The sequence below is a fragment of the Pseudomonas sp. MYb2 genome, from assembly GCF_002979955.1.
Classification (GTDB): Bacteria; Pseudomonadota; Gammaproteobacteria; order Pseudomonadales; family Pseudomonadaceae; genus Aquipseudomonas.
This window is the reverse complement of sequence record NZ_PCQC01000033.1, coordinates 18679-28855: the sequence shown is the minus strand read 5'-3', so window position 1 is coordinate 28855 and position 10177 is coordinate 18679. Positions and strand designations below refer to the sequence as shown.

Below are 10177 nucleotides of genomic sequence, written 5' to 3'. Positions count from 1 at the left end.
GATCGATCCCGGAGCGAAGGAACCCCGAGCTCTAGCGAGCGGGCCGTACGTAGGAGCAAGCCTTTTTGGTTACTTTTGACTGGGCCGGCATTCCGGGCGTCTGGAAAAAGTGACCCGCCGTAAGGGCGGAACCCTGAGCAGCCGTGACCGCAGCAACGGATATGTACTCGGTTCCCCCACAAAAAGAGCAAAGATCGCAGCCTTCGGCAGCTCCTACAGGCAATCAACCACCACCCCCCGAACCACTATCAACCTTACCCCCCTGCTCCTGATCAAAAAACTCCGGTATCTCATGCTGATAACTTTTCAACCACCGCTGCATGACCAACTCCCGTTCCGCCGGGGTCAACGTCTGCAGGGTCGGCGAAGCAACCTTGTTACGCGCCTGCAATTGCAACCAGCCCTCGGTTTCCTGCTGCTGCGCCGAAGCCGGACCCGCATCAATGGCATGGCTGATCAGCGGCACAGCGAACAAACCAAGACAGACAAGGATAGCTTTCATCATCGCGCCCCCTACTTGAGCATCGCCGTAACGGCAACGGTGGACCGGTTCGGCAGCTTGAGTTTCTCCGCACGCCCCTGCGCCTCGCTGAATTGCGCCGGGCTAAGGCCAAGCCGACTAACCAGTTCAGCCGCACGACTCCAGTCGTCCTGATACAACAACAGAGTCACCAGATTCAGCGCCGCCAACTGATCACTCTGCTTGAGCTCCATGGCGGTGAGAAACTCGAAGCGCGCATCTTCAAGGCGCAGTTGATTGAGGTAAACCACGCCAAGGTCATTGCGGATTTTCTCGTCGGTAGGTGCCAGCCGCGCGGCGCGTTGCAAATGCGCCTGCGCCTGACCGTAATCGGATTTGGCCGCAGCGAGTTGCCCCAGACCGTGCTCGGCTTCGGCCGCCAGACACGAACCGAGCAGGCTGCGATACAACGGCTCGGCCTCGCTGCGCCCGAGCAAGCGATAGACCTTGGCCTTGCGCAGACGCACGTCGGCGATGTTGTCCGGCAGGCTTTGCAGATTCGCGAGGCTGGCGTGCAGCTTGCCATCGTTGGCCATGTCATCGGCGAGGTTCAGCGACAGTTGCTGATCAGAACTCAACTTGCCACAACTGGCGGAATTGGTCAGCGCATCCCACGGCGTTTGCCCGGTGTTGGCACAACCGCCGAGCAGCAGAAAACAGGCACCTGCAATCATTGCTTTCATCACGATCCCTCTAGGCTCCCAACGCCTTCGCCAGGGCAGTGAAGCCCGGGCCGGCCAGGACAATCAATAACGCCGGGAAGAGAAACAACATCATCACGACGGACATTTTTGCGGACATCTTGGAGATGTATTCCTGCAGGCGCGTCAGGCGCCGGTCATCAAGCAGTTGCTTGAGCGCCAGCAACGACTTCATCGCGCCGCCGCCCTGATACAGCAACTGCTGAAGAATCACGCAGGTGTCGGTGAACTCATCCACCGCTAATAACTGCGTGGCCTTGTTCAGTTCCTCGCCCAGCTCCAGGCCGGAGTCAACGCGACTCAGCACCAGGCGCAATTCGTACGTCAGCACTGGCAACAGCGCCTGACCTTCATGACTGAGCACGCGCAACGCCTGCTCCACGGCCATGCCTGATTCGAAAAGAATGCGCAGCAGCGGAATGAACGTGCCGATCTCGCTGGCCAGTTGTTTTTGCCGACGCGTCACGGCGATCACCAGCAGACGTTTGGGCAACAGATAGCCGACGCCGAGGGCGAACAACGGTGCGATCCATTGTTTTTCCACAGCAGGAAAAAACACCGATTGCAGCAGCAGCGTCAGCGCCAGCAGCAACAGTGGCGAGCCGATCTGACAGGCTGCGAAAAGCGAACGCTGACGCGCACTGCGCCAGCCGAGGCGGTTGAGCAGCGACTGGGTTTCATTGTCGAGTTTGACGCTGTGCTGACCGACCTTGCTGTCGCCGAGCACTTGCAACAGGTTGCCGAAACGGTTCTCGCGGATCAGGTCGCCCTCCAGTCGACGACTGATCTGCCGCGCCCGCCGACGCTGCTCCAGCAGACTGGTCAGGAGCAACGCGGCAGCGCCGAGCAGTAACAGCGCGCTGATCATCAAGGGCGTGGTCATAGGCTGCGCAACATCCGCCAGAGCAACAGACTGCCGATCACCTGCATGCCGAACGCCGTGGCCAGCATCCGCTGCCCGGAGGGGTCATGCCACATGGCGACCAGATAGATCGGATTGGCCATCAGGAAATACCCGGCCATGGCAATCGGCAGCAAACCCAGGACCCACGCCGTGAGGCGGGTTTCGCCGGTCATCGCCCGTAACTGACGCGAGGCCTGATCGCGCTCGCGAATCATCTTGATCAGGTTCTCCAGCAGCTCGCTGGCGTTGCCGCCGTAACGGTGATTGACCTTGAGGCCGAGGGCGAACAGGCGAAATTCATCACGTTCGTACAGCTCGGCCAGATCCGACACCGCATCCGGCAGACTCACGCCCAACTGCACGTTGCGCTGCACCCGGCCCATGGCATTTTTCAATGGATCTTCGCTGGTCTCGATGCCGCCCAGTACCGCGTCGGCCAAGGTCCGTCCGGACTTCAGACTGCGCACGGTGTAGTCGAGCAATTGCGGCAGTTGTTCGATCATCCGCCGCAGGCGCCGTTGGTAACGCCAACTGACAAACAGGCGCAAAGCCAGCGGCGGGACAACGAGCAACACCAACAAACCGATCACTCCGGCGAGGGCGAAACCGGTCAGCACGCCGAACGCCCACAACAGCATCCACAGGCCGATTCGATCCGTCGGCCGACCGAGGCCGGCACGTAAAAACGCCCGTTCAAGGCCGATCCAGCGCGGCGCTTCCACCGCCAGTTGCGGCTGTCCTTGATTCAACCGATCGATCACGCGCTCGGTCCCGCCCTGACGCCAGCAGTTGTAGAACAGACGCAGTGACAACCCCAGCAGCGTCAGGCAAATCACGATCAGCAGCAGCGGTTTGAGCATGCCGTGGCCCTCAGTGCGCAAGCGTCGATTCGCGACGCAGCTTGTCGCCCGCCGGGTTGACCGCTTCGCGCAGAAAGCCGAAGCCGGTGCGCCGGTCGAGGCGGAACAACGTGTTGGTGACGTAGACGTCCTCGCGTACGCCGACCACTTCCACTACTTCGCTGACGCAGCGGCGTCCGTCGGGCATGCGCGTCAGTTGAATCACCACATCAAGGGCAGCACAGATCATCTGCCGCAACGTGCGTTCGGCGATGGTGCGGCCGGTCAGGCCGACCAGGGTTTCCAGGCGCAGCAAGGCGTCCTGCGCGTTGTTGGCGTGCACGGTGCTCATCGAACCGTCGTGGCCGGTGTTCATGGCGGTCAGCACATCGACCACTTCGACGCCGCGAATCTCACCGAGGATGATGCGGTCGGGGCGCATGCGCAGGGCGTTGCGGATCAGGTCGCTGGCCTTCACTTCGCCGTGGCCCTCGGCATTCGGCGGACGGGTTTCCAGGCGCACGACGTGTGGATGGCCGAGCTGCAATTCGGCGACGTCTTCGATGGTCACCAGCCGCTCATGCGGATTGATCAACTGGCTGAGAATGTTCAGCAGCGTGGTCTTGCCGGTACCAGTACCGCCGCTGATAAGGATGTTGCAGCGCTTGCCCACCGCTTCTTCGATGAAGTCGTAGATCGCCTGATCAATGGTTTGCATCGCCATCAGGTCGGTGCTTTTGAGCATGTCCTTGCGAAATTTGCGGATCGACAGGCACGGTCCGTCGAGGGCGATCGGCGGGATGATCGCGTTGACCCGGCTGCCATCCGGCAGGCGTGCATCGACCATCGGCGACGATTCGTCGAGACGTCGCCCCAGTGGCGCGAGAATGCGCTGCATGACCCGCTCGACGTGGTGCGCATCGATAAAGCGCAGATCACTCAAGTGCAGCACGCCATCGCGTTCGATAAACACCCGGTGCGGGCCGTTGACCAGAATCTCGGTCACGGCGCTGTCGCGCAGCAGCACTTCGAGCGGGCCGAAACCGGTCAGCTCATCGACGATTTCTTCGGCCAGACGCTCCATTTCATAACGGGAAATCGCCAGGTGCAGGCGCGCGATGTATTCGGCGACTTTGTCGATGACGAACTGCGAGAGCACCTGCCGCGAGCCTTCCAGCAGGTTTTTCCCGGACTCTTCGATGGCGTCGATGATGTAGCGATGCAACACCAGTTTCAGGCCATCGTGGTCGGTGTTGCCGCTCGCGTGGCGCTGCGGGCCACCGAACAGTTGTTCGCTGCTCATGAGGTGCCTCGCAAGCGGTTGAACCAGTTAGCCTTGGGTTTGGCCAGGCCTTCGGAACGTTTTGCCAGGCGTTCGCCGAGGGTGCGCAGGCTTTGGCTGATGGCTTCGCGCGGGGCCAGTTCGAACAGGGTCACACCTTGGTTTTTCGCGTTGAGGCGAATCTCCGGGCTGTAGGCGAGAACGGCAATCACCTCCAGGCCGAAGGTCTTGCCGAGGGTGTCGGAATCCGGTGCGACGTTGCGCAGATAGCGGTCGATCAGCAATCGGCCGTGATCAAGCTTCATGCCCTTCTCACGCCACAAATTGAGCACGGCAAGGTTGCGCCGGCAGTCGAGCACGTTCTGATCGGTGTACCAGAGCAGCTTGTCGCAATGGCTGACGAACGTGCGCAGCGCTTCGCTGTCGGGCTGGCCGGTGAGGTTGACGACGATGTGCTGGAAATGTTGGCGCAAGGCGCTGAGCAACATGTACAACTCGGCGGCGCTGGTGCGCTCCAGCGGCTCGTCGGAGCTGGCGTAAGCGAGGATGCGCAGGCCCGCTTCGGCACTGGTGAAGGCGCTGTCGATCAGCGTTGCATCGAGACGCCGCAAGTGGCGCAACGCATCGCCGAAATGGAACGAGCTTTCCAGGCCAAGCAAGGCCAGGCTGTCGCCGCGCGGCAAACCCAGATCGAGTAGCAACGTCTGCTGCCCGCTCTTCTGCACCACCAGCGCCATGTGGTTGGCCAACAGTGCGCCGTCAGCGTTGCTTTGCACGCCATAAAGCACAGTCAGACCACCGAGTTGGGTATTCGGCGTGACGGCTGGCAGGCGTTTGCTCAAGCGCCGCACCAGCCCGGCGACTTCACTGGAGCGCGATCCGTAAGCGACGAAATCCCGCGCACCGGCGCGCATCGCGTTGAGCACCAGTTGATTGTCCATGCCGTCGCCGAGGGCGACGATGGCGAGCATCGGTTTGGCTTCGAGCACGCCTTCGATCAACGCGCTCTGCGCGACCAGATGATCGCGATCCAGCCCGACGAACACCAGGCTGGCGAAGGTCACGTCAACCAGCGCGAGCAACTCGTCAAGGCTGCCGCCTCCGGCGCTGACCACTTGGCCGAGCGGCGCCAACGCACCTTGCAACCACTCAAGATCGGTGTCGTTACGGGTGATGGCGAGGAAGGTCTGACTCAGGCTCTGGCTCATTGCGATAACCCGCTGCGTTTATCGAAGTTGCCGTTTTCAAGGAAGTACAGGCGATACCAGTTCGGGTCGTAGTTGCGCAGCTTTTCACCCGGTAGCGAAGGCAACGGCGCGTTGGCTGCCAATGGCTGCACCAGGTGCGGGGTGACGATCATCAGCAATTCGCGCTCTTCGCGATTGATCGACGAATTGCGGAAAAACGCGCCGAGCACCGGGATGTCGCCAAGCCCTGGGAACTTGTTCACCTGCGAAGCGTTTTGCGTGCTGATCAAACCGCTGATCACGAAGCTTTCTCCATCGGCCAGCGAAATGCTGGTGTCGGTGCGGCGGATGGTGAACGCCGGCACGGTGGTGCCGCCGATGGTCACGCCATTGTTGTAGTCCAGCTCGCTGACTTCCGGCGCGACCTTGAGGGCGATGCGATCACGGCCAACGACGGTCGGCGTCAGGGTCAGACGAATGCCGAACTCCTTGTACTCGATGGAGTAGCTGTTGCTGTTGGCACTCGGCACCGGGATCGGAATTTCGCCACCGGCGAGGAAACTCGCGCTCTGCCCACTCAACGCTACCAGGCTCGGCCGCGCCAGGGTGTAGGCGAAACCGCTGCCTTCCAGCGCATTGACGATGCCGAGGAATTTGCTGCTGCCACCGCCCCAGACAATGTTGAACGCGTCGTTAACCAACGGGATGCTCGGCACAGCGATGCGCGGGTCGATGTTGCGCAAAGGCACAACGCCGGGCGTTACGCCCGTGCCGGGCACCGTACCCGGAGCACCGAAGAGAAAGTTATTCGAGCCCTTGCCGAAGATCTGCGTGCCGGCCTCCTTCAATTTGGTGCGACTGACTTCGACAAAGCGAATGTCGGTCTGCACCTGCGAAGGCAACGTCGGATCGTCCGTGGCAGGCAACGAGACCGTCATTGCCGCACTGGCCTTGCCCTGCACAAACACCATGCTCTGACGCGGTGCGCTGGTGCAGGCCGTCCAGATCATCAACGTGGTGGCGCCGGGGGCGACACCGGTGAGCAATACGCTTTGATCGCCGGTCACGCGCACGTCGGCAATTTTCGGGTCGCCCACCGCCACGCGGGTGATCGCCACCGGCGATTGCAGTGCCTGTTGCAGACCTTCGCCGACTTCCAGGGCCGCCGGCAAAGGGCCGAGCGCGGCGCAATTGCCGGCAGCGGCGACGGCAGTGCCGATCGAAGCAACGCTCAGCAGCGAGGCCCGGAGCAAACCGTTGAACAGGGGCATGAAGCATTTGCGCATGTAAAGGCGTCCTTGCTCGAATCAGGGAGTGGGTTGAGCGTTTTCGGCACCACGGATAACTTCCACGGTCGGTTTGCGCGCCGTCGGTTGCCCGGCTACGGCAAATGGTTTGGGCGCGGGCGCAAGTGATAACTGGCTGAACTCGAGCAACGCGCGACGCGGCGTGTCGAGTTGCGTGGCGACATCGTTTTCGCCGGCCCAGTATTTCGCCAGTTGTTGCTCATCGGCGCTGCGTACCGCCAGGCGCAAGGCACCGGCACCCGATGCCAGCATCAAACGGCTGAGCAACGCTTCCGGCACCGCCAGCACCACGCTGCGCGCTGCCATGCGTTGTTGTTCCTGCTTGAGTCGTTCATCGTCACTGCGCGCGGGGCTGGCGGATTGACCATCGTTGGTCAGGCCCATCTGGCTGCCGACACCGAGCACGCGCACCGCCGGCACCACCAATTGCGCCGAGGCCTGTGGATTGTTTTCGTCCTTGCGCAGAAACAGCAGCACATCGACGTAATCGCCCGGCGCCACTTGCCCGCCGACGCTGATCACTTCATCCACAGACACCGCCAGTGCGCGTTCACCGGGCCGGATCATTCGCGCCAGTTGGCTACCCGGTGCAAAGCTTTCTTCATTCAGCCAACTGCCGGCGCTCAACGGCCGCCACGGCGTGCGGCCAATGACTTGTTCGACAGTGCTCAGGCTGCCAGCGGGCGCGGTGCGCAGTTTTTCCACGGTGACATCGGCTGCGGTGATTTTCACGAACGGCGCAATGTCGCGCAGCAATACCACCACGGGTTGACGGGTCGGATCTTCAACAGGTTGCGCAGGCACCGCAGGCGTTACGTCCTGGGTGACGGCGACGGGTGCTGCGACCGGTTCGACGGCCGGCTGGCGGCTCAAGGTCAGCCCCCAATACCCGGCAATGATGGCGCCCAGCAAAAACAATCCGGCCAGACCCAGCGTGACGCGACTGTTCATGACGGCTCTCCCTTTCCCGCTGCGCGTTCTTTCTTATGCAATGACCCGTAAACTTCCAACGAGATAAATTCGCAATCAGGCAGCTATGAACAAGTAACTATTTCGCTATTTGACGGTAGTCCAGCGCGAACAAAACGCCATTAACAGCGATGAAATATCCAACGAAAGTAGGAGGCTAAAGCGCCAAACATGGTTTTTTAGTGTAATTGCGCCAACTAATACTTTCGGGTTAATTCGTTCTTACAGTTGTAGGGCCGGGGAATGCCGACAATGCTGATGCTGGCACAGGGAAATCATGTTGCGAACGCGCAACACCTGGCGTGCTCAAGGAGAATCCTCATGTCGTATTCCCAAATGGTTAAAAAATTCAAAGCCGAGATTGCTTTCTTCAAAGGCCTGGCCAAAGACACCGAAGGCGCATCAGCCATTGAATATGCGCTGGTCGTCGGTCTTGTCGCGCTGGTGATTGCAGCCTTCGGTAACGGCATCGGCACCCAGGTCACCGCGGTTCTGACGGCCATCCAGACTGCACTCACACCGACTCCCTGATCGCCCCGGTTACTTGTCAATGCGGCCATTGGGTTCTAACGTCAGCACTCAGTCCATTGCAGGTGTTGCCTATGAACTCTCCACACACTCCTCGCCAGCAGTTGCTCCTCGTCGACGATGAGGAGGACGCACTGCTGGAGCTGGCGGAGTTACTGGAGGGCGAAGGCTTCACCTGTCATACCGCAACGTCGGTGAAACTTGCCTTGCACCACCTGACTCGCCATCCCGATATCGCCCTGGTGATTACCGATCTGCGCATGCCGGAAGAAAGCGGCATGTCGCTGATCAAGCGCCTGCGTGAACACACTTCGCGTCAGCATCTGCCAGTGATCGTGACGTCCGGGCATGCCGATATGGAGGATGTCAGCGATATGTTGCGCCTGCAGGTGCTGGACCTGTTCCGCAAGCCGATCTATCACGTGCGATTGCTGGAAACCCTCGACAACCTGTTTCCCAAGTCCAAGGCTCACAGCGGTTGAGGTTTTGCACCCCGGTGGTGGCCGGGGTCAATGGAGTTCAGTGCGCAGTCACCCGTTGACGCATGCCCGAGTTGCTTGGCGATAACGCCAGGGCCAGTTGGGTGCGGTTATGCATGTGAGTCAGGCGCAGCACTTGCGAGACATAGAGTTTGACTGTGTTCTCGGTAATCCCCAGTTCACAGGCGATCTGATAGTTGGTCTGGCCTTTGCCCACCAACCGCGCAACGTCGAGCTGGCGTGGCGACAGCTGATTGAAGATCGCCGGGATCTCCACACCTTCGCCCTCGCCTTGCGCTTCTTCACTGGCGGGTGCGGGGCCACGGCGGACTTTGTCGAGGTCCTGATAAAGATCGTCGATCGACTCGGAGAGGTATTGCAGCTTCTGATTCAGGTGGCCGAGTTGCAGGGTTTTCTGACGCTCCGCCAATACCACTTCCTGGCGGCGCAGCCCTTCAAGCAGTTCGTCCAGATCCACCGGTTTCTGGTAGTAGTCGGCGATCCCGGCACGCAACGCTTTGATCACGTCCTGCTTGTCGGCACGCCCGGTCAGCATGATGGCTTCGAACATCCGCTGTTTGCCTGCCAGCCGTTGCAGTTCCTGGACGAGCTGGATGCCATCCATGTCGGGCATGTGCAGGTCGCACAGCACCAGACCGATTGCGGGATCCTGGCTGAATTGCTCGATCGCCTGTTGGCTCGATTCGCATGGCACGCAACGGTAGCCGCTGCTCTCGATGAATTCGCAGAGCTCTTCAACGATCAACGGCTGATCGTCGACGACCAGAACTTTCACAGCTGACGTAAGCTTGTTCACTTGCCACTCCATGCCCAGGCCAAAGGCTGACCGTTCCTGTAATAACGCTGATTTGAAAGTAGACCCACTTTCCGACTATGTACATAGGACTAGTGGCATGGGGCGACTAATGGATCCAGATTAACGTCAGGATCGTCCCCATCAGCACGAACGGTGCAAATGGCAGCTTTTTTGACTTTCCAGGGGCTAGATATCGAAGACATTCCCTAAGCCGTTGACTCATATGCAGCCAGAGTTTTGGCACCACTACGATCCACAAGGCGCTGACAAGTGCCGCGCCGATGAATGCACCGAGCAGGTGATGACCGTCCGTCGCAAGGCCCAAAGCTGTCATTAGTTTCACATCACCGGCGCCGAAACGCTTCAGCCAGTAACCGGGCAGCGTCAACAACAGCGCCAGTAAAAACGCCCAGCCACCCTGCACCGCTTCGGCCCCCAGCCAAGTGTGGCCAGTGACCAGCAGATACACCGCCGCCAACCCACCGACACCCAAGGTCAGCACGTTGGCGATATGCCGCTGACGAGCATCCTGCGCCGCGCATAGCGTCAGCCAGATCAGAACGACAAAGCAGTGCATGCGGTAAAAAACGTCCGTTTTGGCTGAATGATTCTATGCTGATATTACGTAGTGAATGTCAGGGTAG

12 protein-coding genes are annotated in these 10177 nt (G+C 60.3%); 2 read left to right on the top strand and 10 right to left on the bottom strand.

The genetic code is table 11. The features are described 5' to 3' along the window. Window positions 1-223: 223 nt before the first annotated feature. Genes CQ009_RS29575 through cpaB form a run of 8 tightly spaced genes read right to left on the bottom strand, consistent with a single transcriptional unit; the run spans window position 224 to window position 7691 of the window. On the bottom strand, window positions 224-502 hold the full coding sequence (locus CQ009_RS29575) for a DUF3613 domain-containing protein (RefSeq protein WP_064388832.1): 279 nt from the start codon (window positions 500-502) through the stop codon (window positions 224-226). A gap of 11 nt (window positions 503-513) precedes the next feature. Beyond that, window positions 514-1203, bottom strand: coding sequence for a tetratricopeptide repeat protein (locus tag CQ009_RS29570; protein ID WP_105709469.1), 690 nt, complete (start codon window positions 1201-1203; stop codon window positions 514-516). 10 nt (window positions 1204-1213) lie between these two features. Beyond that, a complete protein-coding gene (locus CQ009_RS29565) occupies window positions 1214-2104 on the bottom strand; it encodes a type II secretion system F family protein (RefSeq protein WP_064388817.1) in 891 nt (296 codons plus the stop codon). Then, entirely contained in the window at window positions 2101-2985 is an 885-nt protein-coding gene (locus CQ009_RS29560; RefSeq protein ID WP_105709468.1) for a type II secretion system F family protein, read from the bottom strand. The genes CQ009_RS29565 and CQ009_RS29560 overlap by 4 nt, the downstream gene beginning before the upstream one ends. Before the next feature lie 10 nt (window positions 2986-2995). Next, complete coding sequence (locus CQ009_RS29555) at window positions 2996-4267, bottom strand: CpaF family protein (RefSeq protein ID WP_064388815.1); 1272 nt, start codon at window positions 4265-4267, stop codon at window positions 2996-2998. Further along, window positions 4264-5454: a pilus assembly protein gene (locus CQ009_RS29550; RefSeq protein ID WP_064388814.1), complete on the bottom strand. Its 1191-nt coding sequence runs from the start codon at window positions 5452-5454 to the stop codon at window positions 4264-4266. Before CQ009_RS29550 ends, CQ009_RS29555 begins: the two co-directional genes overlap by 4 nt. After that, window positions 5451-6719: a type II and III secretion system protein family protein gene (locus CQ009_RS29545; protein WP_064388813.1), complete on the bottom strand. Its 1269-nt coding sequence runs from the start codon at window positions 6717-6719 to the stop codon at window positions 5451-5453. Before CQ009_RS29545 ends, CQ009_RS29550 begins: the two co-directional genes overlap by 4 nt. A 21-nt stretch (window positions 6720-6740) precedes the next feature. Beyond that, window positions 6741-7691, bottom strand: a complete 951-nt coding sequence (gene cpaB, locus CQ009_RS29540) for a Flp pilus assembly protein CpaB (protein ID WP_105709467.1) — start codon at window positions 7689-7691, stop codon at window positions 6741-6743. Between the two features lie 339 nt (window positions 7692-8030). Here cpaB and CQ009_RS29535 point away from each other — a divergent pair, with 339 nt between their 5' ends. Further along, on the top strand, window positions 8031-8240 hold the full coding sequence (locus CQ009_RS29535) for a Flp family type IVb pilin (RefSeq protein ID WP_064388809.1): 210 nt from the start codon (window positions 8031-8033) through the stop codon (window positions 8238-8240). A 71-nt stretch (window positions 8241-8311) separates the two neighbouring features. After that, window positions 8312-8719 (top strand): response regulator, encoded by a 408-nt coding sequence (locus CQ009_RS29530; RefSeq protein WP_064388807.1) that lies wholly within the window; start codon window positions 8312-8314, stop codon window positions 8717-8719. Between the two features lie 37 nt (window positions 8720-8756). On the opposite strand, the gene CQ009_RS29525 is transcribed toward CQ009_RS29530, so the two are convergent. Next, the gene (locus CQ009_RS29525; protein ID WP_105709470.1) at window positions 8757-9533 is read right to left on the bottom strand and encodes a response regulator transcription factor; all 777 of its coding nucleotides are present in this window, start codon (window positions 9531-9533) and stop codon (window positions 8757-8759) included. Window positions 9534-9639: 106 nt separating this feature from the next. Next, window positions 9640-10110, bottom strand: coding sequence for a prepilin peptidase (locus CQ009_RS29520; RefSeq protein ID WP_064388804.1), 471 nt, complete (start codon window positions 10108-10110; stop codon window positions 9640-9642). Between the last annotated feature and the right edge of the window lie 67 nt (window positions 10111-10177).

Bases quoted from the DNA above. Each gene is read 5' to 3' on its own strand.
- CQ009_RS29575 (WP_064388832.1), bottom strand. From the start codon at position 502: ATGAAAGCTATCCTTGTCTGTCTTGGTTTGTTCGCTGTGCCGCTGATC.
- CQ009_RS29570 (WP_105709469.1), bottom strand. From the start codon at position 1,203: ATGAAAGCAATGATTGCAGGTGCCTGTTTTCTGCTGCTCGGCGGTTGT.
- CQ009_RS29565 (WP_064388817.1), bottom strand. From the start codon at position 2,104: ATGACCACGCCCTTGATGATCAGCGCGCTGTTACTGCTCGGCGCTGCC.
- CQ009_RS29560 (WP_105709468.1), bottom strand. From the start codon at position 2,985: ATGCTCAAACCGCTGCTGCTGATCGTGATTTGCCTGACGCTGCTGGGG.
- CQ009_RS29555 (WP_064388815.1), bottom strand. From the start codon at position 4,267: ATGAGCAGCGAACAACTGTTCGGTGGCCCGCAGCGCCACGCGAGCGGC.
- CQ009_RS29550 (WP_064388814.1), bottom strand. From the start codon at position 5,454: ATGAGCCAGAGCCTGAGTCAGACCTTCCTCGCCATCACCCGTAACGAC.
- CQ009_RS29545 (WP_064388813.1), bottom strand. From the start codon at position 6,719: ATGCGCAAATGCTTCATGCCCCTGTTCAACGGTTTGCTCCGGGCCTCG.
- cpaB (WP_105709467.1), bottom strand. From the start codon at position 7,691: ATGAACAGTCGCGTCACGCTGGGTCTGGCCGGATTGTTTTTGCTGGGC.
- CQ009_RS29535 (WP_064388809.1), top strand. From the start codon at position 8,031: ATGTCGTATTCCCAAATGGTTAAAAAATTCAAAGCCGAGATTGCTTTC.
- CQ009_RS29530 (WP_064388807.1), top strand. From the start codon at position 8,312: ATGAACTCTCCACACACTCCTCGCCAGCAGTTGCTCCTCGTCGACGAT.
- CQ009_RS29520 (WP_064388804.1), bottom strand. From the start codon at position 10,110: ATGCACTGCTTTGTCGTTCTGATCTGGCTGACGCTATGCGCGGCGCAG.